Source organism: Marinobacter salexigens, assembly GCF_002806945.1.
GTDB lineage: Bacteria > Pseudomonadota > Gammaproteobacteria > Pseudomonadales > Oleiphilaceae > Marinobacter > Marinobacter salexigens.
On the sequence record NZ_NIHC01000007.1, the window covers coordinates 203762 to 224814 of the forward strand.

Below are 21053 nucleotides of genomic sequence, written 5' to 3' on the forward strand. Positions count from 1 at the left end.
TTTTGTTCATCGATCTAATATGTTGGTTATATGCAGCTATCAGATGTGTGAGGTGAAACCTTGAGTGGTGTGCAGAGTGTGGGAAGCACGCTCAGCGCGGAAGACTTCGTGCTCAGCCTGAAGCGCTACATTACCAAGGTGCGGCGTGACCGCAGGCTGTCAGGAGAAAACGTTCGCACAACTACTGTGCACAGCCGGCAGCTGTGTGGAAGCCGGCTCACACTTGATGCGGTAATTGAAGCAGGCAGGGTTAAGGAACTGGGCTTCAGGGTCAGGGCGTGCTCGCTCGGGCAGGCGACAACGGCAATAGTGTATCAGCGCGCCCAGGGCCTGAATGCTGGAGACGTTCAGGTTGTCCAGTCACAGCTCGAACAGATCCTCAATAACCATCTTCCCTCCAAAGACACGTTAATCTGGCCCGAATTAGCGATTTTTCAACACGCGGCATCCATGCCGTCGCGCCACGATTCCGCATTATTGCCCTTTCGGGCCCTACAGGAACTTTTTGCGCAACAAGAAGGAGGGGGGAACGGCAAACTCTGAAAATAACAAACAAGAAGCATTTATATCCCAGAAGGAGATATATCATGGTTCAAAATATCATTGTGGTTGGCGGAGGTATTGGCGGCACAATGACCGCAAATAACCTGGTCGCAAAGCTCTACCCGGAGATAATCAGGGGCAAAGCACGAGTTACCCTGATTTCCAATAGTCCATGGCACTATTACAAACCTGCCTTCATGTACGTCGCGTTTGGCGCGTTTTATAAGAACGAGCTGCGGCGCCCCCAAGCCTCATTATTACGCCCGGAAATTGATTTCATTCTTGACGAGGTCGAAGGATTTGAATTCAAGAAAAGCCGCCTGCGGATGTCATCAGGAAAGGTTCATGATTACGATTATCTTGTCGTATCAACCGGCTGCATCCCCTCACCAGAGCGTATAGAAGGCCTTAAAGAGGCCGGTAATCATTTCTATCAGCACGACCCCGCACGGGAACTTTACAAGAAAATCTCGACCATCGAAAAGGGGCGGGTATTCATCGGCGTAACCTTCCCGACAACGCCAAACGTTCCACACCAGTGTGGCATCGCGCCAATGGAAACCACCCTGATGCTTGATGATTTTCTGCGTCAACGAGGTGTAAGAGACCAGATAGAAATTGTTTATACCTATCCCACCATCTCACAGCTTGTCCGTAACTGCCTGTTCTTACAGAAAGATACCGGTGAGGTTCTACCGTCCATTTTTGAATCGAAGGATATCAAGTACAAGCGTGGTTTTACGCTTGCGAGTGTTGACCCCGAGCGCAAGGTGGCCATTTCTGAGGAAGGAGAGGAAGAGGATTTCGATATTCTGATGCAAACCCCGCCCATTCGAGCCGTGGATGCGGTTCTGAATTCAGGTGTCTCCGAGGCGCCGAACAACGAAGGCTGGCTGCCGACAGATCGCCAATCATTGCAACTGGAAGGCTATGAAAACGTATTCGTAATGGGCGATACGGTGGATCTTCCTATCAGTAAGGCAGGTGGAAGCTGTCATAACCAGTCACCTGTAATCTGCAACAATATTGCAGGCCTGATGCGTTTTGGTGAAACCCCCGCCGAATACGATGGAAGAGTGCAGGCGATTGCGCAAATGGGCATGGAAGTGGGCATGCCGCTCTGGTACGACTACGATGTGGATGTCATACCCACACCACCCACCAAGATTGGTGGGTTGATGCGCAAGGGATTTAACCGAGGTGTTTACTGGTCGGTCGCCCGTGGTTTAGTCTGACAAGGAGAATAAAAATGAGTAATGAGTCCACTGCAATCACAGAACTCCAGTCGCTTGAACAATTACTGGAAACCGCACCGGAGCTTCAGGATCAAGCAACACTGGACGGTCTTTCAGATCTGATCACCAAAGCTGCCCCGCTGATACAGGGCAGGCGGCTCCATAACATAATTGACTTGCTCGCAGCGACATCTGACGTAATCGAGATGGCTGATGATGCCATGGTCCAAAAGCTGATGGCACTTTACGAAGAAGGTATTGGTGGCGCTTGGGCTATAAGCAACGCTATGAGATACGCAGCGGCCCAGGCCGCTCGTGACGAAACTCCGCCGACAGTCTGGCAAAGCTTGCGTCGCTTAAGTAAAGATGAGGATGCCCGGCGCGGCCTTAGTATGGCTATCAACCTGGCCGCAGAGCTCGGGAGACAATCCAAAGCCGCTAACGGACCGATACCTGAGGATTAAATTGAAGGGGCCCGGGCGGGTGGGTCGCGAAGGCCAACTTGCCGCCGTCCGGATGTTTTATGGTGTTTTCAGCTTACATACTGCGCGCAAAAATCTGCAATTACGGCAGTTACAACATCCAGCTTGTCCCTGTGAGGAACATGCCCGCAATCCGGCAGAAGTTCCATAACACAGGGGCCTGCTGGCAAAGAGGTATACGATTGAGGCTGAGCACCTGATCCAAACTCGTCGTCTTCGCCGTGAATAGCAAGAACAGGGCAGCGAACCTTTTTCAGGGTATCTTTCAATGTCCAGTGTTGAAAGTCCTTAGAGAGCCAGATACCCGTCCATGCCCCGAGAACCCACTCGGCCTTATGGCCGTGATACTTCCTGAGCCGGTTTATTTGGCCATCTTGCAAAAAAACCTGCTCTGCAGCCCGAACGCTGTCCACCGTCCGGTCCTCAACAAATGCCTGGGCCGCTTCCGTAATGAGCGCAACGCAGTGGTCAGGGAAGGAAACTGCGCATACCGCCGCCATGGCACCACCGACGCTGTGGCCAAGGGCAATAAAATCTGTAATGCCAAGCTCTGCACGTATTGCCGCAAATGGCCCACTTGCTTCGTTAATAATGAAATCGGATTCCAGTTTATCCGTTCGGGTGTACGAGCGCCCAAAGCCTGGTCGATCGTACGCTATAACCTGGCGACCAAGAGATAGCGCCAGCTTTTCAGGGAAATCACGCCACAGCTCGACGCTTCCGAGCGAGTCATGAAAAAGTACAACAGGCGCTGAAGTTGAAGCATAGGAGCTTTTAGCCGGCGTCCAGCTCTTTGTATAGATGTCGCCAGCTGGGGTAGAAACGAAGCGTTGGTGGGTAGATAGCAAAGGCATTGGTCTATGATTCCGGTTGATCCTACTGGTTTTCCGGTAGTTTTAGAGTGTTGGAGAATGGGTATTGCGAGCGTCTGGTTAGTGTACCACTAACCAGACGCTCTGAGCCGAATGCCTAAACGTAGAAGTCCAGATCTTCCTGGGCTTTCAGCAGGTCCCGCATCTTGATCGGGTCGTCACCAAAGAAGAAGACCAGCCCCCAATGGGTTCCGAAGGCCGACCGGTCAGGAACCGTCTCTTCGACCGGGGCCACTAGCTCGTGCGACTCGAAGTAGGGGTGCTCAATGGTTTCCTTGGGCATTTCCAGTTTGCTGACTACGCGGCGCCTTGGATAGACACCGAAGCAACCTGCGTAGCCCTTGGCGTCAACCACCTCCCGTGGGAAGAAGGCATCCACTTCCTCCTTGGTGCTTTTTGGATCAAACACTAGCATTGAGGCCTGGTACGCACTGAATCCGTATGCTCTCTCGATAAGCTCGAAAGCCTTGAAACCTGGCGGGCGGTAAGCAACTTCGCCAAAGTACATCTCGCCATCCGCCGTGACAAAGTACTCCGGATGAATCAAACCGAATTTTATCTCGAAGGTCTTGATTAGCAGTTCGATTTGCTTGGTGATGGCATTGCGCCAGCTCTCAAGCTGATCGGTAGCGGGTACGAATACTGAGTAGCCCAGGGTTACGTATTCGGAAATATTAAGGAACTTGATTTTGCCATCGTGGATCCAGGCCTCGACCGCAAACTCCCAGCCATCCAGATGGCTTTCCATAAGCAGGGGATAATCTTCAGCCGGAATGGAGTCGATTTCTTCGACCTTGCGGATCATTCGATGCCCGAGGCAACCAGCTTTGTCGAACGCTTTGACGTGAATCGGGTCGTCCGGGTCGCCGTCAAGCTTGAGCAGTGTCTGGTTGACCCGTTTCATGAAGCGGACGATGTCATCTTTCTCGTGGGCCTCCTCAAAAATGCCGACACGAATACCGCCAAGCTGGGCACGGCGTTTCATTAACGCCTTGTCGCGGAACAGAATGGACTGGCCGAACATGCGAGGGCTATCGAGGAGTACGGAGTTGATCGCCCCTGACCACTCGACGGTCTCCTCGAATAGAGGAATGGCGACATCCACACCTTCCTCCTTCAGCCGTTGTGCGATCTCGTAAGACCGATCATTCAAACGGAGAAAATCCCAGGGGATGAAGGGTATTTTGTTTGCGGTACAGAAGTCCGCAGCCCACTCCGGCGCAACCACGATGTAACGACGATCGAACTTTTGCGCCGCCTTAATCGCATTGACACTCCAGCCGAGCAGCGCGATGTAACCTTTGTTCGGATCCTTGGGCGTCTCGGTTCCTTTAACCGAGTCCAGCTCCGGATCGAGCCAAGCCTGTACCTCTGTGGGTAATTGTTTTTCCGATGCTATCGACATTCACTGATCTCCTTGCTGATAACCCAGACAAGGCGCATACGATGAAACGCACCAAGCAACTGAGCGAAATAGTCGTGCTCTGAGTCTCAATATAGTCTGATTAGTTGTAATTGAAAACGAATCCACCGGAATAGTTCGCCTTGAAAACCACTTGAGCGCTTCGTTGGGCCGTCCGAAATTGTGACTATCGCTCGCCAAATTTGCATCACGTTTGTGCGTCTTCCATTATGATTCATGAGAAGTGGGAGGTTTGTCTGCGGTTCCCGAAACAGATGTTGAACGCGCAACGGAACGGGGCCGCGCCAGTTGGGCGGCAATTTGTGATGACGGCTCTGCTGGTTAGCATCAGAAATACTGACACTGGTGAATAAGTCTTATGAGCATAATTATTATTGGCGCAGGAATTATGGGAACTACTTTTGCCACCTTGGCAAAAGAGCTGGCCCCGAATTTGGACATCATGATATTAGAACGTCTGGATAACGCCGGAGCGGGTAATTCATGGGCATTCAATAACGCCGGAACGGGACACGAAGCGAACTGCGAGCTTAACTACACGCCAGTGGATGGAGAGGTCATCTCGGTTGAGAAAGCCCTGAAAATCCATGCCCAGTTCAATGTTGCCAAGCAGTTTTGGGCTTATCTGGTGGAACAGGGTGCGATCAAGGAGCCAACAACGTTTATTAACCAGACCAAGCACTGCACCCTGGTTTCCGAATCGGCGATCGAAGAACTGAAACTGCGATTCGAAGAGATGTCGGCCCATCATTTTTTTGAGCACATGCGCTACTCCGAAGATTTTGATGAAATCAAAAGCTGGATACCCTTCACCATGGAAGGGCGCCCTCACTATGAAAAAATGGCAGCTACCGCCATTGAAACAGGCACAGATGTCAATTTTGGCGCTCTAACACAGCAAATGGCTGAACATGCAGTGCAAAACCTGGGTGTTAATATCGAATACGGCACGCATGTCAAACGTGCACACCGAAGCCCCACCGGACGGTGGGTTATCAGCGCTGATAGGAATGGGACCGCGGTTGAATACAGGGCGGATGTGCTCTTTGTAGGTGCCGGTGGGGGTGCATTTCCCTTGTTGAAAAAAAGCCACCTTCCGTTTCGGAACCGATATGCTGGCTTTCCCGTGGGTGGGCGATTTTTACAGGCACCCATCAGTGAGGAACAGGCCCGGCAATACAAGGCCAAAACCTACGGAAAAGCGGAAGTAGGCGCACCTCCCATGTCTGTTCCACATCTTGATTTGCGAGCAGTGGACGGTAAATATTACTTGTTATTTGGCCCTTTCGCGTCATTTAAACCCCTTCTCGAAAAAGGCAGGGGGTTTCTGGATTATCTTGGTTCAATGCGCCTGCATGATATCCCAGGCTTGCTGAATGTTGCCTTAAGGCATTCCCACCTTGTCAGGTATCTGATTTCAGAAACCTTCAAAGGTGAAAAGAGCATGTTTGAGGAGCTTGAGAGGTTTGCTCCAGGTATGAGCAAGCGGTTCGATTGGAAACCGATTGAAGCTGGCCAACGGGTGCAAATCATTAAAGATCGGGATTTGCAGATGGGTACCGAAATCCTTGTGTCCAAAGACAAAACTTATGGCACCTTATTAGGGGCATCGCCTGGGGCGTCAGTTTCTCCCGAGGTGATGTTACGCTGCCTGGAGCAAATGTTACCGACCGTTTTTACCAACGAAGAAGCCAGGATAAAGATGAAACGGATTTTCCCCGAGGATGACCTGAATACCTTAATCAATGATCCGGATCGTTATCGCGAGATCCGCGATGCGGTCAACAAACAGTTGGGAATAACCCGCCAATGAGATCCAACCTAAGCTGTCAATACTGGGGAGTGTAATCGATGGAAAGCAGGATTAATGTAACTTCACCTCTGGTCATCCTCCATGGTGACGAAATGGCTCAGGTTGCGTTCGAACAGATTCTTGAGAAATTCGTAACCTCGCGCCTTGATATACAGCTTGAAGAGATAGACCTGTCCGCAGAACACCGTTTGCTTACGAATGGCCAAGCGGTGGTTGATGCTATCGAGGCCCTTCAGCGCCATGGGGTAGGGGTCAAGAACGCCGGAATGACCGTCAACCGCCAACAATTGGAGGAACTGCTCCGCAAGCACCCCGATGTGGACTCCGACAACCTCCATTCTCTGGCAATTAAATCCCCTAACGGCGCCATCCGCAAAGGTATCAGCGGCAACATCACCCGCGAGGATATCCAGTTTCGCAACCTCAAGATCAGCAGACCTGACTGGGTTGGTCGCGACATCGAAGTAGACACCATGGAGTTCGGCGGTATCAAAAGCAGCTTTAACCAGCTGTCCCAGGCTTCGGGTGTGGTCAAGCTGATGTTTGTCGGCAGCAGCGGCGACCCGGTGGAACTGCACCGGAGAGACATTCGCAAGGGAGATCCCTGGCTATTGGCCACCAACGACATGGAAGACGTCAAAGCCTGGGCACATCGTTTTTTCCAGCGCGCCATTGACGAGAAACGGGATGTTTATCTTGGCTTGAAAGATACCGTTATCCCCGGCTACGACGGTGTCATGCGCACAGCAATTGAAGACATCTACCACAATGACTACAGCCAGAAAATCAAGGATATGGGGCTGAGCTACCATTATGAACTCATCGATGCCCAGGCTGCGCGCATCGTCTCGAATCCACCAGAACGTGCGCTGTGGGGTGTGCCCGATAACACCACCGGGCGCAAGCTTTTCAAACTGGTAAACCAACTCCGTAAATTCGGTATTCCCAGCCGCAGTGCTCACGTTTCTATCTCCCGCATGAGCGCCGGCGGCGGGGACCAGTACGGCAGTTTCAACATGCCGGCGCAGGAAGACGGTCTCCTCAAAGTGATCGTTGACGGCAAAGAAAAACACGCTCGCAGCGTCAAAAAAGGCGACCCCATGCTGCTCATGTCTAACGACCATGAGGCCATCAAAGACTGGGTGGCCCAGGTGTTCCGTGACGCTTCCCACAAAGACAAAGAGGTCTACTTTGGCCTAAAGCGTGAATATATGGACTACGATGAGGTCTTCAGCGATGTTATCACTGAAGTCCGTCGGGAGCTGGCCCGGGATCACACGCCTCCACCGTCCTTCATGATTATGCGGCCCTCGAGCCAGCTTATAAAAATGATCACCGATCCCCCAAGAAATGCCCTCTATCCCTCCCAGAATCTGGACGGCGACATCTTTTCCGACATCTCTGCGGCTCTCGGCGGGAGCCTGGCTACTGCAAGCTCTATTATCGAGAGTAAAGACGGCACCATGCTCTTCGAAGCGCCTCACGGCACCGCCCACGACCTCTATCTGAAATACCTGGAGAGTGACGGCCGCGAAGCCCATTTTAACCCCTCCGCCTTGATTTTTGCCCTCGCTAACGCCTTGGAGACCTTGGGAGATCGCGAGGAAAACAAGCCCCTGACGGAATATGCCATCAAACTTAAGTCAGCATTGACCAACACAGTGGACAGCGGCATCGTCACCGCAGACCTCAAGGGCAAAACCGTTAACCCGGATTCTGAACAAGTAGTGGATATGGCAGGTTTTCTGGATGCGGTAGAGAAGGCGCTTCAGTAATTCTGGATAACACTCATTGAGCGCAATAACTGCAGGCAGGAGACATGTAATGAGCACGCTTACACAAAACCCGGAAGAAGCGTTCGAGCAAGACTGCGTAACACCGAGCGGGTGTAAAGCGGTCGAGCTATTGATCGAGCCCCGTGACAGAGATATCGGAGGCTTCTCGGTTCGGCGCGTTCTACCCACCAGACAACGGCGCATGGTTGGGCCGTGGATTTTTTTCGACCATATGGGGCCGGCTGAGTTTCCCGCTGGTGAAGGCATCAATGTGCGACCACATCCGCATATTAACCTGGCCACGGTCACTTACTTGTTTGAGGGTGAGATACTGCATCGGGATTCACTAGGCAGTCTCCAGCCCATCCGCCCCGGTGATGTGAATCTTATGGTTGCGGGGAAGGGGATTACCCATTCCGAGCGAGAGCGGCCGGAAGTGACGGAAGTCGCGCACCGCCTCCACGGCCTGCAACTGTGGCTGGCGCTGCCGGAAGCCGATGAAGAGATCGACCCGGCATTTTACCACTATCCCAGTGACGACATTCCCCATGTAGAAATCGATAGTGTTCCGATCCGGGTGATTATGGGCAGCGCCTATGGTGTAACTTCGCCCATTAAAGTGTATGCGGACACACTTTACGTTGAGGCGCACCTGCAGGCAGGGCAACGAATCCGGGTGCCGAATGCCAATGAACGTGCAGTTTATGTGGCGGAAGGCGAATTAAATGCGGGCGACACCCAGATCCCCGAATATGCCCTGGCTGTGCTATCTGACAAGCCAGATATTGAACTGACAGCGGAACGGGACTCCCGTATTGCCATCGTTGGTGGTGAGAACCTGGGCAAACGGTATATGGAGTGGAACTTCGTATCCAGCCGCCGTGAGCGCATCGAGCAGGCCAAAGCCGAATGGAAAGCCCAAACCTTCCCTAAGGTGGTTGGCGACGAGGATGAGTTTATTCCAATGCCGGAATAGTGTTGGGTACCGAGCTTCCGTAAGCAAAGAGAGGGCTCAAGGCAAGGTTAACGGAAAGTTAAAACGCCGTAAATTTGGCTTTCATATATGGCTATCGTTCATTTGATGGGTCAGATTATAAGGAGGGGAGAACGAACGCTGTTTACTTTGAGGAGAAGTGCTGATGACTATTAGAAAAAACTTGCTGATCGCATCTATTGCTACCGCTGGTATCGCTACGGCAGGCACAGCATCGGCCGCAGATATTTACAAGTCTGGCGTTGGCGCGCTATACGCAGGGTTGAACTACACCTTTGTAAACATTGACGGGCAAAGCGCTGACGCAGACGTTGGAACTCTGTCTGGCAAAGTCGGCGTAATGGCGAATGAGTATATTGGTTTGGAAGCTCGTGCCGGCTTTGGTGTGGACGACGATAAAATTGCCGGAATGGATGTAAAGCTCGACAATTTCTTTGGCGGCTACGCTACCTTCAACATGGTTAATGAAAGCCCGTTTACGCCTTATGCAGTTCTCGGCTTCACTCGAGTTGAACTTGAGGTTGGTAACTATTCGGACGATGAGTCAGATTTCTCTTACGGTGCCGGCGTAAACTTCAAGATGGCCCAGAATCTGTCGGGCAACCTCGAATACATGCGCTACTACGATGACAGCGACGTTACCGTAGACGGTATAGGCTTAGGTGTTCAGTTCAACTTTTGAACCGGCCGCCGAATAAAGCCCGTGTGCTCAAAAAGCCGCGGGCATTATTTTGAGTCTTATGCTTTATGAGAACTACACGAGATTTAACATAATATACATTATGCGCAGTTGTGCATAGCTTCCGGCCCCCGCCCGCGCCCGCTTGATAGATAGACGTCCACGCAAAGTAGTAAATTTCTCCACACAAAGTGCTAAAGAATAGCCACAGGAAGTACTAAATTCGTCGCCAATCTTTCTATCTACATGATAGTCAACGTTTTTCGGTTTTTTCTCGAATGATGTCTTTAGGGCGATCAATGCCTAGGATTCTGGCGGTTAATTTCGATTATGAAATAGCGTCAGCTCTGACCGAACTCCGAAATTCTAGATTTCGCCCTCTTCGACACTCATTTACGATGAGCCCCCGAGGATTCGCTCGACGAAGCGCTGCTGAACGCTGGGTACCAATATATTGGTTAACCCGGTGATCAGATAGCGCAACTTATCTCACAGGCACTATTAGATATTCCCAGCCGCGACATATACAACACAGACTTTGCGCGTGGTCGACGCTCCATTTTTGGCCATGTGAATCAGACCATCTGAAGTTTTTTGTTAAGATTTATACCAGTCGGCTCCCAAATTTTTCGAGTAACAGCCGCATAGTTTGCGCGCTGGTGTACGCTGCGAAATCCTGATTATTGTCGGCCTTATCCGGGTCCGCAAAATCGCAAACTGATTTGAAAGCGAACATTTTGGGTTTTGGAGTTGAAGCACTAACAGCTGCTGCGAATAGGCCATAAATTTCCATCTCCACGCCAATGAGATCGCGGTGTTGTCTTTTGATTTCTTCGATCACCTCACCGTCGGCGAGAACAGCAGAACCGGAGGCTACTGGCCCGATATGAAGCTTAGGAATCCGTGGAGAATCTTTGAAATCTGATGCCATTTGAGTGAATTCCGAACGCTGGCTTCGTAGTTGTTCTACATGGCTTCGAATGCTTGCATCTGCCTGTATTTGATGGGGAGCAATCGAGAATGATGTGTTCTCAGAATCTTTGACCCTTTTTCCGCTTTGAAAGTCCCATGCTGGGTCTGCAAACAGTATGTCACCCATTTCTGTCTTACTGCGTACACCCGCGCAAATGCCACACATTCCGACAACTTTGGGCCTTAGTAGGTTGATCAATGATGCTGTTTTTAAAGCTGTTGAGACCATTCCCATCCGGCTAGTATGCGTTGCGCACACTGTGATTCTCTTTGAGCCGGAGAAAAAGTAACCTTCCTGAACAAAAGTAATATCATCCAGAGGTCTTGGAGGGCTCCAGTTCCAATCGAGCGCGATCACTTGATCGTATTCTGGAGACTCAAGTGCACAGACAATTGCAACGTCAATTTGGTGTTTCGGCGGGCACTCCACATCACCATCGCCCTTTGACGACAGATAATCTACGCAGAGTCTAATTTGGTAAATCCAGTCATCAATAGACTCCGAATATTCAATAACCCTCCACGTGTAGTTTTCGAAATCTTTTATAACGTCCCTGGAAAACTCAAGATCACCGGTAATTCCTATGATGTGCCCGGGTTTATTTAGCGTTTGCCCTTCTGTTATCTCAAAAAGCAAATCTCTAGAGTGCTGAAGGTCTGGCTCTTCCCCCGCCCATAGTGATACATGAAGGTCAAGAATTAGTAAATCGTATGTAGAGCTAATTAATTCCTGCATTGCATCGTTGGAACAAGGAACAATCTTTATATCTTTGCGATCAATACCAAGGTCACCTAATGACTCGGCTAATTTTGGGTATCTTCGAACATCATCATCTACGATTAGTATCTTCACGTTAGTGCCTTAGTTGTCAAAGAATCTCTAAAAATATTTTTTTGAGTTTTGTCTTCCATTCGTCGTTAGTAGAGTTGTAATGTAGAACCTCTTTTAACATATTCGGAAACTCTTCTTTGAGCCTTCTCCCCAGCTCATTCAAGTCTACTGGCTCCCCTCCCTCTCCTGGGAAAGCCTCGTAGCCCGTAATCACAACCGTTGGGCACTCTATGTCGAGCATTGTCATTTGCCTTAAGACCTCGAGCCCTCCGTATCCCTGTGGCCTTCCACCCGACTCCATTTCGCCAATATCAAACGTTGGCAAGGACATATCTAGTAGCAACAGGCTAGGTGGAATAGGTTGAATATTTTCCAATGCAGATACTACAGAGCGAGCCGATTCGATCTTAAGATGCCCAGAAATCGATCTTATAAAGCCGGATAGGTGCTCGAGCTTCGGGTCTTCATCTTCAACGATCAGAATTCTAGAAAGCGGATTTAGGTTCATTTGCATGTCCTGCTGTCTCAACAACTAATGAGTAATAAACGGTCAAATGAAAACGTCCATCCACCCTAAAGCCGAATTCAATTCCTCCTCGATTAGACTGTTGGACAACAGCAGCTAGTTTAATGAACCCGCTTCCTCCCTCTTTTCTGGAGCGTCGGTGAAAGTCTCCGTCTTGAATTAGTTTTCTAATTTCTTCAACTCTTTTTTGATTGAATTCTTGGTTCGACGGCTTGGAGTCTGTGACAACTTGTACCAAAAGCCTCTGCTCTTCTGGCATTGGAATAATCTCTATATCGATTTTTGGGCGCCTTAAACCAGAGTGTTTCTCTGAATTACTAATTCCTGCCGAGATTGCGTCGTTAATGAATATCAAGGCTCCGGCTGTCAATTCCATATCGCCGTTTTCAACGTTCCTTGATATTTTCGGTTCAAATGCTCTGTGGCATTTCAGGGAGGAATCGATAGCGATGTTGGCAATATGGTCCAATTTGAAGGTACGTTTGTGCTTCTCAATATCACTGTGTGAAAACCATTTCTTTGTCTCGTCCAGTTTCCTCTGAACTTCGTTCGATATTTGACCGATCTCAATATCTGCCTCCAAAGCCCGTTCCGTGTTACCTATCTTCTTCTTGATTGATGCGCGCAACTCATCGAATGCCTTGACAACATCGGACTTTAGCATTGTTGTGATATAGCTTCGAGATGCCGACAGTGAAAGCTCTAACTGCGCCCAGCAAACTGCGATCGCAGTGGTAATAAAGTCGTCAACAGAGAGGTCCAGTCTGACAATTATCTGCACAATTCTAATGCTATGTGCGCTCAAATTAAGGACGATCAACCCGTCAGGCTTGTCCTGGGAGCGAATCTGAAATTTATTGTTTTTGGCATTTTCGAGAATTCTGTCAAGTTTTTCCGAGAATCGGGCAAATGAGGAAAGGAGATATTCTTTAGATTCTGCGTTAGAAAGGGGGAACCTATCCACCCATTCATCATTAGGACTGTAGTTTGCGTGTTCTGTTTCTTTATTAGTTATTAACTTGGAGAATTCGAGAGGGCCGCGAATGAATCCTATAAAGCTCTGATGTCTGATACGCTTGCTTAGATAAAAATCAAGTCCGAAGCTTGGATTGTTTAAAAACTCTTCCCGAATACGATCAAAGATTTTAAGAAGTAACAACTCGGACTCTGTTTCAGGCTTAAATGTTACATCTTTTTTTTGAGCAGTTTGCGATAAGTCGGCGAAGAGGTCATCGAAATTCACTTGGTCATCAAAATCGACATTAGCGAGATCTTTGTATCTTTCAATATCCTCAGAAAGCTCCCTGATCGCCCAACGTTTGAGAGAGTCTGTGTCTACATAGATTCGGGTGCTATCAACGATATGCTGGACATCATGGTGAGTTAATTGGTTGCTAATAGAAGCAATTTCTTCCTCGTATTGGTCTGCTCTGATTGGGTCTAGCTCTCGGAGCACTGCACACACTCTTTGGCGCTCCTCCATCACTTCGCGGGAACTTCGGAATAGTCGTGTGCCGTCCAGTATGCTGGGGATGCATACGTATTTCAGGAAATAGACCAGGTCATGTATGTTAAATAGATCTTTTTGTTCAACTAGGTCTGATGGTCGGGAAACCCCCAGAGTGCGCACGAGATTCCCGGTAACAAACCGCAAGCGAGTTGCATCAATCTCTCGCTCAAATATTGTCCATGAGATATGGAGCCCGACGGCTTTCTTCAGGGAGCTCCAGCTTATTTTTCCAAAGTCGTCCCACGTTAACTCGCCAATTATTTCGCATTTAGGCAGCACGGTGAAAGAATTGGGATATTGCGCCACAAAGCCCGCTATCAACTCAATGACTTGAGGATGATTTCCTAGCTCGATATGAGAAGTAAGCAAAGAGTCAAAGATTACAAGGTCGAAAGTACCACTGGCATCCAGTTCAGCTGCTTTCTCAAGCAAAGCTATTGCGGCTGAGTAGTTACCCTCTCGGACATTCCACAGACCTAAAGCAATGCAACCGTGAGGCGTATTTGGAGTAAAAGTTGCTGTCTTGCCATATCGCAACGCGCACCAAAAGCTTTGAGATGGACTCTCCTCAGATGATATGGATCCACCGGCTGAACCTGCCCCTATCAAGAGGTCCTCTGAACCCAGAAGATGACTATTCAGTGAGGTGCTTGCAAGAGCTGCGTGTATATCAGGAGCCCTGCCGAGAAGGGCGTCCAAATATTTTCGAACCCCATTTAATGAAGGGAGTGACGAGAAATTTGCGCCTAGCTTTAAACTTGTACCTGACCATTCCACCCTATCCTGCCCGGCCAAAATGGAGGCGATGGAGGTAATCGTCAGGCCAGTGAGAGTTTCAGAAGAATAGAGGTCACTGAGATCTTCGGGGCAATCTAGATAGGCTAGATACACCAATGTCCAAGCATCAATGGGAGCTCGCTCCTCTGATCGAGTAGAGAGTTCGGAGTATGCTCTATAGGTTTTACCGGACAAAAGGTTATTCAGAAGAGATTCGTCCCTAGGGCGGTGTTTACTCCAATCTATTGATTCTCCGTTTGAAAGCTGAAGCTTTGCAATCCTAGGATCCGATATTCCCTTTATGTTATTAAGTGACCTTTTAACGGCTCTCTGGGCGGATTTGTGTCGACCTGAAGATAATCGGTGCTCTGTAATTTCTTGCGAAAAACCTATAAACGTTTCATAGACGTCAATAAAAGAATGGCTTTCAGACACTTGCAGAATCCCAAGCATTCTCTCAATATCATGTGGCCATTCTTTTGCGAGAAGGACAATCAAAAAATCTTTTACTGGAACAGAATAGTGTTTGTGATTACTGATTCGGGAATGGACCTCAGAGATAAACTTTTGAAAAGTTGTTTTCTCTTCGTTTCTGACACTAGTAAAGAAGGCAACGAAACCCAATAGACCATTTCGGTAGACTTTTCTTACCTCGGCGGTAAGCTTCTTTTGCTCCTCAAGACCTTCATGCAATTGTAGAAGGGCAATTTTTAGCTGTACGGACCAGATGGAGTTTCCGAACTTGGAGTCGATTTTCTCAAGCGTTTCGAGCGATCCGCTGTAATCTCCCCTAAGCGCAGACTGTTCAACGTCCTCTTTAAGATGTAAGAATTCATTCAAAGATAGCCGTTGCCGATTAAATCTTGCAGCTAGCCAGAGTAGTTGATTCTCTATGGGCGCGAGTGGAACAACATCAGCAACCCCATTTAGCTCCTCATAGCCGATTTCTGAACGCAGAAAATCCTTGAGATTGCTTTTTAGCTGCTCTTCCAACCAGCTCAAAAATGTATCGTACTGAGATGGGTGGAGAACAGCTTGTGCCTCTAAATAGAGTTCCTTCAGGCCGTTTCGAAAGATGAGCGATTTTGGAACCCGGCGTCCCATCTCAAATTTTTTTGAACGATAGGCTGAGACAAGACCGCGGAATAGGTTTTGACATCGTCTGAATGCTTGTTTTTTTGCGTTTTTACTTCCCAATGTATTCGCCGCCTTCCTTGTAGTTTGTCTGTTCAGACCTTCATAAAGCGCACCAAGATTAGTTTGATACTACTGCCATACTAGTGGCTATCAGTTTTATTTCAATGAAAATCAACGCCTTCCAACAAATGTGTCTCATCGACTATGAGCACATTCGTATACACCTCTATCGATTCCACGCTTCGATGACCGACGAACTGACTCAGAAACTTCAACGGCCGCCCGTGCAAGAGCAGGTGCATCGCAAAGCTGTGCCGAACGTGTGACAGCCAATTTTGAAAGGCGGCTCTCCCCCAACCTGGTCGATCAGCCGATCAATATTGGCGCTGACCGCCTGGCGCGTGATCGGAAAGATCCGCTCGTCCTTCCGAAACCTCCCCATCCATAGGTAGCTCTGGCTCCGGGTCTGAAAGTCCCGGTCGAGGGTCGGGATGAAGCGTTTGGGCGAGCCTTGCAGGCTGCGTTTGCTCGGCCGCCCTGCCCCTTGCTTGAGCGTCTTGAGAACTACCTCGATGTCGTTGCCGTCGTCGTGGAAACTGACCGGGGTGATCGCCAGCACCTCGAAGACCCGGGCCCCGGTGCATCACATCAGATCCAGGATCAGCCGGTGCATGGGGTGCGACTCGCTTTCCAGCAGGCCCAGAATCTCGGGTTTGAGCAGGTACTTGGGCATGACGTCCAGGCGCTCCAGGAGCATCGGACGTTTGGCGATGAGCCGATCCCAGTCGATCTCGACCCGTTGGATGGTTCCCTAATTGAAGACGACGGGCCGCGCCCAGCTTGACATAAAAATGACGCTCTACTAGCGTAAATATGATTTCTTTTTTTTAACGCCAGAATGTTGTCGGCACACTGTAAGGACACAGCATGCGACAACTGTTGTTACTCCCTCTTCTTTTGGCTCTGACCGGCCTATCCGGGTGCTTCTGGAACACGAAGCTACCTTATCAGGAATCCATGAACACCTATGTTGACAGCTCTGAGACTCTTTTGGTTCAGGCGAGAAGTGTTGCGGATTACCGATCAGAACTTTGCAAGTCGTATCGCCCGACTGTTAAAGCAATTAAAAAATTAGGAACAACGGCTAACACGGCGGGTTGCGACCTGGATACGTTTGCAACGGAAACAGTCGACTACACCCAGATTATTGACGCTGGCCTGATGTATCACGAACTGATTGAAAAGCACTCGCCGGAAAGTGAGGGTTTTCGAGGAAAGAAAGGGATATCCAATGCCGGAAAGACGGTGGCAACGGAGTGTGTGAAAGAAGGTTCGAAATGCGCTTTTGAGTGGATTAGCGGGACGAGGCTCACGGTTCTTCAATCAACGTCAGAACAGATTTTTTCGTCGTATGTGCAGGGCCAAACCCACGATGCTCTGTCGCAATACATAACCAATACGACGGATATCTACCTGCAAATGGTGGACAACATAATCAATTACCTCACCGACATTCAGGATGCAAATGAAGACGTTGTTAAAGTAGTTACGAGTAATAAGGAGCTTCACTGCAAGGCTTCTCCCGGACCTGATGCATGCAACATCCTTGATGAAACCCTCAAAGCGTATGAAAACGAAGAACAGAAGGAAGCTCTAATGGAACTTATTAACCAGTTGGAGAAGCATAAAGTCGCGCACAGGACATTCAAGGATGAAGTGATGTCGAACGACACCCGAGAAAATCGAAAAAAGCGATTGCTTGATTTTGCACAAGGCGTCTTGAAAACCGGCATAAAAGTCCATGAGGCTTTCTAGGAGATACTATGACTGATACCGCATTGACTCGGGAACAGCTAAAAAAGTTGGCTAAGGCGCTCGAGGACACTGGTGATTCCCTTAGGGCAAAGGCCAAGAAAGCCGAGACAGAATCAGAGCACGACATCTTGATGATTCAGGCGATCAATCAATTCAACAAGGCCCTGGAGTACAACACACAATCGGCCAGTCTTTCATTGACGCTGGCGAAAAAGGATGCCGCAGCTCTGGTGTCTGAGATGTCGAAAGCCAGCAAACGGCTGGCCAAGATTAAGAAGGTAGACGATCTGGTCTATTATTCCGGACGAATTTTACAGGCCGCCGCCATGATTGCCTCAGCGGCAGCCGGAGGAGGGCCTGCCATTACAGCGGCCATTGTGTCGATGCTGGCCGAATCCGCTGACGAAGTGTCATAAATCAATAAGGACTGACATTTTTGGCGACACTCTTCGGCCTATGCCAGGCTGGCCGACAACTGGCGATGGCAAATAATCCGAAGGCATGACCCAACTACCCTGACAGAGGGGGACCGCCTTCAACTTCTTTCAGCATCTTGACGATCTGTGACTCGCTGTATCGTGACTCTTTCATCCAGTCCTCCGTTTGCCTCATTGTAGGCCGGAGAACTCTAATTACGCATGCAGCGATTTTAGGGGATGGTTACAGTAGGAGGTCTTTATGGCACTCGCAACTACAAAAAGGTATCGGGCGTTACTTATCATCATGCTACTTGGACCAATTAGCAGTCTCGCTTTGAGTCAAGAAACTGCAACGGTAGCCAAAACGATGGGCAATCAAATCCAACCCGGACTTTACAAGCTAGAACCATTTAATCCGAGTGAAGCTTCGCAGATTGACGGCCAAACCATAATGGTAATCGGGGAAAACGTAAGTTATCAGTTGCCCGGCCCAACACAAGGTGCTTTTCCAAAAGCTCAAATTCCAGGAGGGGCCGCTTCAGGTTTTTTGGTAAACCAGATAACTATCTTAGAAGGATGTCGAATTAGAGATCAGTATAAAAAATGGGGAGAAGGCTTTCTTGAAATGTTGCCTGAGACCACCAGAGTACAAGAACAAGGAAGACTGGAATGGTTGCGCTCTCATTTTAAGCTCAACGAAACGCTAGATAGCGCCTTCCCTGATTGCGTTAAAGAAACTGCTGTATGGATGACACTTCACTCCATAAAGGATCAAATCCAGTGATTAAACTGTTTATCATATTTTTTTATTTAACACTTCCATTTTTTTCTTACTCAGTAAGCGCACAAGTGATGAGTGACGAACAGTATGCGGCCAGTACTGAAAAGCTAATCAATTCGGCGGAAACGAATTCAGAATCTTCTGTTTCGGGCTCACTTGAGGACTTCTCCTCGCTATCGCCGGAGGCAGCAAGGCTTTTATTCGAGCATGAGCAATGGCGTTTGGAATTCATCAGAGACACATTTGAATCTCAGTATTGGGTGTCATGGGCTATTTTTTCTCTCGTTATCTGTTTAACTATCTTTGCGCTTTGGATAATCCATCGTCAGTTTGAAGCAAGCAGTTCATCGAAAGATCACTCAGTCGACACCAAAGAATTGTTTCAAAGTGCACTGAAAATTTCTAAAGAAGGAGTCGAGATTCGAACGCCATTTATCGGTCTGGTCATCCTCATAATTACTTTCTTTTTTCTCATGGCCTACCTCGATAACGTGTTCGAAATCAGCTTTATTGCCCCGATGTCGTGAGGTCTAGTTTGAACCCCACTAAAAATGAGGGGATTACCAGTCCTCTTGAGCCAGATTTCAATAAAGTTTGTGGTTCTGAGATGATCTTCATACTAGGCGGTCGGTTACAAACTCTCAGACCGACCGTTTGGTTGGCCGATAATTTTAGATGAACGGTTAGCTCACCTAACTACCAAGGCCGTTGGTGAACGAGCGTTTAAGCCAACAATTTGGGGAATGCCGATGAGAAAAAACAAGGGACATTCAATGTGTTCCAGTACTGTTTTCCAGTCAATGATTGGTTTTTCCGGTATTCTTTTTTTCTTGGTTGGCTACGTCACTCATGCAGGTTTATTTGGTTCGGGCAATCAGAAATTACCGCCGGTGATAGAACTTACGCTTAATTATAATCCCGTGAGCAGTACCTCCTGCGCCTCCCGTCCAAAAGTAAACCCTCAAATTTTCATTGCTCGATCCGGTTACAAAGGGCTTACACTATTTGTCGACACGTTCAGTTTTTTTGGTGACGATTCAAGTCGCCCCACAGGTTCATTCGTAAAGTACGCATCCGGGATCACAGACGATGCAAATTACATACGTATGTCTCCGGAAACTATAAAAAAAATGTACCGTTTTAAATCTGAAAATCTAAATTCAAACTGTATTTGGCATTCAGCTTACTTTAAGGTGGATGCAGATGCCCCTGATAAAGATGCTGCCAGCGTTAACATTCAACTAAGCTCTGTATTGAGTGCTGATATTGCGGACATGTACGAGGGCGAGCACTTAACACTAGAGTCTTTTGTGCCAAAGGACTTCTTCGACAAATTCGTTTATAAAGGCCAGAAGGACGAGCACGGAATCCCTACTGCCAATTGGTCCCATGGTCAAATCGATTACATACCTGAGAAAGGTGTTCTCCCAGCCATAGGCATTAGGTATACGATAGAATGCAAAAGCTGTGATCCGAGACCAGATGGCGATCTCGCCATCATCCTCAGAAGTCATTTTACTCAAAGCCCCCATACGGACTCTGATGAAACGATGGTCATCTTTGGTCGGGAACTCCAGTATAGCGGATACCGGTTGGTGCCATTGCGCTCGCTAAATATTGGAAGCTACGAACACCGAGCTTTGACGGCGGGAAAAGACTATTACGAGTATCGTGAAATGCAATTCGATGATGGTTTTCAAGGACATGAATGGAGCGATACAAATGCTGGATATCGGCTCAACCAATACATGTCATTTGCAGGACTGTTGATGGGTTTGGGAATAACGCTAGCAATAGAATCCGTAATTTATTTTCTAAGAATAGCCTTAAGGGTGGAATCAAAGTAATAAACGATGAATCCGAAGATTGACCTGCTCCCACCAAACCAAACCGATTTTTGCTTAGCCAGAGTCAGACTGCACAACCGCTAGAGCATTTTCATTGGTCCGGACTGTCCGTAACATTCATTTTGACGGTAGTCGGCATGGTGTTCCCCAAAAAAATGGACACGCCCCATTAGTTAGCTCCCTCGAACTCTAGCGGAGTCCGGTAACCAAGGCTACTGTGGAGCCGTTGGGTATTATAGAAGCGCTCAATATAGTCTTTTATATGACGTCTCAGTTGGCGAAGCGTGATGTAGCTCGTGGCGTGCAGCAATTCTCCCTTCAGGCTTTTGAAGAACCATTCCACCCCGGCGTTGTCCGTGCAATATCCCGGACGACTCATGCTGTGTCGAACCTGATGACGGGTGAGCATGTCACGCATTTTCAGGGCTCTGAACTCGGTGCCGCGATCCGTATGCAGCAAAAGCCCCGGTGACGGTGAACGATCAACCATGGCCTGCCTGAGGTAAGCGTCCGCCCATCACACCTTGCTAATGCTCATAGGCTTCCAGTTGTGCGGTAGCAGTTCATCAATGGCGTTGTTTTTCTGCGTTGGCAGTTTCGTCAGAATATCTTTCAGATAGG

General features: G+C 48.7%; 20 protein-coding genes and 1 pseudogene. 12 read left to right on the forward strand and 9 right to left on the reverse strand.

Annotated features, from left to right (window positions below; genetic code table 11):
* Nucleotides 1-60: 60 nt before the first annotated feature.
* Genes CDH47_RS14710 through CDH47_RS14720 form a run of 3 tightly spaced genes read left to right on the forward strand, consistent with a single transcriptional unit; the run spans nucleotide 61 to nucleotide 2242 of the window.
* Nucleotides 61-543 (forward strand): iron-sulfur cluster assembly scaffold protein, encoded by a 483-nt coding sequence (locus tag CDH47_RS14710; RefSeq protein ID WP_100640699.1) that lies wholly within the window; start codon nucleotides 61-63, stop codon nucleotides 541-543.
* Nucleotides 544-587: 44 nt separating this feature from the next.
* Nucleotides 588-1778 carry an NAD(P)/FAD-dependent oxidoreductase gene (locus CDH47_RS14715; protein ID WP_100640701.1) on the forward strand — a complete coding sequence of 397 codons (1191 nt, stop codon included), beginning with the start codon at nucleotides 588-590 and terminating at the stop codon, nucleotides 1776-1778.
* A 14-nt stretch (nucleotides 1779-1792) separates the two neighbouring features.
* Nucleotides 1793-2242 carry a helical membrane plugin domain-containing protein gene (locus tag CDH47_RS14720; RefSeq protein ID WP_205077595.1) on the forward strand — a complete coding sequence of 150 codons (450 nt, stop codon included), beginning with the start codon at nucleotides 1793-1795 and terminating at the stop codon, nucleotides 2240-2242.
* 68 nt (nucleotides 2243-2310) lie between these two features.
* On the opposite strand, the gene CDH47_RS14725 is transcribed toward CDH47_RS14720, so the two are convergent.
* Nucleotides 2311-3114: an alpha/beta fold hydrolase gene (locus CDH47_RS14725; protein WP_100640703.1), complete on the reverse strand. Its 804-nt coding sequence runs from the start codon at nucleotides 3112-3114 to the stop codon at nucleotides 2311-2313.
* Nucleotides 3115-3229: 115 nt separating this feature from the next.
* Complete coding sequence (locus CDH47_RS14730) at nucleotides 3230-4537, reverse strand: ATP-grasp domain-containing protein (RefSeq protein WP_100640705.1); 1308 nt, start codon at nucleotides 4535-4537, stop codon at nucleotides 3230-3232.
* A 376-nt stretch (nucleotides 4538-4913) separates the two neighbouring features.
* Here CDH47_RS14730 and CDH47_RS14735 point away from each other — a divergent pair, with 376 nt between their 5' ends.
* The 4 genes from CDH47_RS14735 to CDH47_RS14750 all read left to right on the forward strand — a co-directional run bounded on the left by CDH47_RS14735 (nucleotide 4914) and on the right by CDH47_RS14750 (nucleotide 9819).
* Complete coding sequence (locus CDH47_RS14735; protein ID WP_100640707.1) at nucleotides 4914-6368, forward strand: malate:quinone oxidoreductase; 1455 nt, start codon at nucleotides 4914-4916, stop codon at nucleotides 6366-6368.
* A 38-nt stretch (nucleotides 6369-6406) separates the two neighbouring features.
* A complete protein-coding gene (locus tag CDH47_RS14740; RefSeq protein ID WP_100640709.1) occupies nucleotides 6407-8143 on the forward strand; it encodes an isocitrate/isopropylmalate family dehydrogenase in 1737 nt (578 codons plus the stop codon).
* Between the two features lie 49 nt (nucleotides 8144-8192).
* Nucleotides 8193-9119, forward strand: coding sequence for a pirin family protein (locus tag CDH47_RS14745; protein ID WP_100640711.1), 927 nt, complete (start codon nucleotides 8193-8195; stop codon nucleotides 9117-9119).
* Nucleotides 9120-9282: 163 nt separating this feature from the next.
* Nucleotides 9283-9819 carry a porin family protein gene (locus tag CDH47_RS14750; protein ID WP_100640713.1) on the forward strand — a complete coding sequence of 179 codons (537 nt, stop codon included), beginning with the start codon at nucleotides 9283-9285 and terminating at the stop codon, nucleotides 9817-9819.
* 601 nt (nucleotides 9820-10420) lie between these two features.
* Here the strand turns inward: CDH47_RS14750 and CDH47_RS14755 are convergent.
* The 5 genes from CDH47_RS14755 to CDH47_RS17720 all read right to left on the reverse strand — a co-directional run bounded on the left by CDH47_RS14755 (nucleotide 10421) and on the right by CDH47_RS17720 (nucleotide 16189).
* Complete coding sequence (locus CDH47_RS14755; protein ID WP_100640714.1) at nucleotides 10421-11641, reverse strand: phosphorylase family protein; 1221 nt, start codon at nucleotides 11639-11641, stop codon at nucleotides 10421-10423.
* A gap of 16 nt (nucleotides 11642-11657) precedes the next feature.
* Nucleotides 11658-12128, reverse strand: coding sequence for a response regulator (locus CDH47_RS14760; RefSeq protein WP_100640715.1), 471 nt, complete (start codon nucleotides 12126-12128; stop codon nucleotides 11658-11660).
* Nucleotides 12106-15630, reverse strand: coding sequence for a tetratricopeptide repeat protein (locus tag CDH47_RS14765; RefSeq protein ID WP_100640716.1), 3525 nt, complete (start codon nucleotides 15628-15630; stop codon nucleotides 12106-12108). Before CDH47_RS14765 ends, CDH47_RS14760 begins: the two co-directional genes overlap by 23 nt.
* Before the next feature lie 101 nt (nucleotides 15631-15731).
* Complete coding sequence (locus tag CDH47_RS17855) at nucleotides 15732-15872, reverse strand: hypothetical protein (RefSeq protein ID WP_420843687.1); 141 nt, start codon at nucleotides 15870-15872, stop codon at nucleotides 15732-15734.
* Complete coding sequence (locus CDH47_RS17720) at nucleotides 15842-16189, reverse strand: hypothetical protein (protein ID WP_239985814.1); 348 nt, start codon at nucleotides 16187-16189, stop codon at nucleotides 15842-15844. Before CDH47_RS17720 ends, CDH47_RS17855 begins: the two co-directional genes overlap by 31 nt.
* 308 nt (nucleotides 16190-16497) lie before the next feature.
* On the opposite strand from CDH47_RS17720, the gene CDH47_RS14775 reads away from it, so the two are divergent.
* From CDH47_RS14775 to CDH47_RS14795, 5 genes are all read left to right on the forward strand, one after another.
* Nucleotides 16498-17385: a hypothetical protein gene (locus CDH47_RS14775; protein WP_100640717.1), complete on the forward strand. Its 888-nt coding sequence runs from the start codon at nucleotides 16498-16500 to the stop codon at nucleotides 17383-17385.
* An 8-nt stretch (nucleotides 17386-17393) separates the two neighbouring features.
* Nucleotides 17394-17801 (forward strand): hypothetical protein, encoded by a 408-nt coding sequence (locus CDH47_RS14780; protein WP_100640718.1) that lies wholly within the window; start codon nucleotides 17394-17396, stop codon nucleotides 17799-17801.
* A 262-nt stretch (nucleotides 17802-18063) separates the two neighbouring features.
* Complete coding sequence (locus tag CDH47_RS14785) at nucleotides 18064-18588, forward strand: hypothetical protein (RefSeq protein WP_100640719.1); 525 nt, start codon at nucleotides 18064-18066, stop codon at nucleotides 18586-18588.
* Nucleotides 18549-19112 (forward strand): hypothetical protein, encoded by a 564-nt coding sequence (locus CDH47_RS14790; RefSeq protein WP_153045484.1) that lies wholly within the window; start codon nucleotides 18549-18551, stop codon nucleotides 19110-19112. Before CDH47_RS14785 ends, CDH47_RS14790 begins: the two co-directional genes overlap by 40 nt.
* A gap of 222 nt (nucleotides 19113-19334) precedes the next feature.
* Nucleotides 19335-20432: a hypothetical protein gene (locus CDH47_RS14795; RefSeq protein WP_153045485.1), complete on the forward strand. Its 1098-nt coding sequence runs from the start codon at nucleotides 19335-19337 to the stop codon at nucleotides 20430-20432.
* Nucleotides 20433-20601: 169 nt separating this feature from the next.
* Here the strand turns inward: CDH47_RS14795 and CDH47_RS14800 are convergent.
* Together CDH47_RS14800 and CDH47_RS17815 are read right to left on the reverse strand one after the other, a co-directional pair.
* Nucleotides 20602-20928 (reverse strand): annotated as a pseudogene (locus CDH47_RS14800) (integrase core domain-containing protein); the annotation flags it as partial.
* Between the two features lie 21 nt (nucleotides 20929-20949).
* Nucleotides 20950-21053, reverse strand: a 104-nt coding sequence (locus CDH47_RS17815; RefSeq protein WP_239985745.1) for a transposase domain-containing protein, incomplete at its 5' end; no start/stop codon positions are given.

Coding starts and splice junctions, on each gene's coding strand:
- CDH47_RS14715 (WP_100640701.1), top strand. CDS start 588: ATGGTTCAAAATATCATTGTGGTTGGCGGAGGTATTGGCGGCACAATG.
- CDH47_RS14720 (WP_205077595.1), top strand. CDS start 1,793: ATGAGTAATGAGTCCACTGCAATCACAGAACTCCAGTCGCTTGAACAA.
- CDH47_RS14725 (WP_100640703.1), bottom strand. CDS start 3,114: ATGCCTTTGCTATCTACCCACCAACGCTTCGTTTCTACCCCAGCTGGC.
- CDH47_RS14730 (WP_100640705.1), bottom strand. CDS start 4,537: ATGTCGATAGCATCGGAAAAACAATTACCCACAGAGGTACAGGCTTGG.
- CDH47_RS14735 (WP_100640707.1), top strand. CDS start 4,914: ATGAGCATAATTATTATTGGCGCAGGAATTATGGGAACTACTTTTGCC.
- CDH47_RS14740 (WP_100640709.1), top strand. CDS start 6,407: ATGGAAAGCAGGATTAATGTAACTTCACCTCTGGTCATCCTCCATGGT.
- CDH47_RS14745 (WP_100640711.1), top strand. CDS start 8,193: ATGAGCACGCTTACACAAAACCCGGAAGAAGCGTTCGAGCAAGACTGC.
- CDH47_RS14750 (WP_100640713.1), top strand. CDS start 9,283: ATGACTATTAGAAAAAACTTGCTGATCGCATCTATTGCTACCGCTGGT.
- CDH47_RS14760 (WP_100640715.1), bottom strand. CDS start 12,128: ATGAACCTAAATCCGCTTTCTAGAATTCTGATCGTTGAAGATGAAGAC.
- CDH47_RS17855 (WP_420843687.1), bottom strand. CDS start 15,872: ATGCACCTGCTCTTGCACGGGCGGCCGTTGAAGTTTCTGAGTCAGTTC.
- CDH47_RS14775 (WP_100640717.1), top strand. CDS start 16,498: ATGCGACAACTGTTGTTACTCCCTCTTCTTTTGGCTCTGACCGGCCTA.
- CDH47_RS14780 (WP_100640718.1), top strand. CDS start 17,394: ATGACTGATACCGCATTGACTCGGGAACAGCTAAAAAAGTTGGCTAAG.
- CDH47_RS14785 (WP_100640719.1), top strand. CDS start 18,064: ATGGCACTCGCAACTACAAAAAGGTATCGGGCGTTACTTATCATCATG.
- CDH47_RS14790 (WP_153045484.1), top strand. CDS start 18,549: ATGGATGACACTTCACTCCATAAAGGATCAAATCCAGTGATTAAACTG.
- CDH47_RS14795 (WP_153045485.1), top strand. CDS start 19,335: ATGAGAAAAAACAAGGGACATTCAATGTGTTCCAGTACTGTTTTCCAG.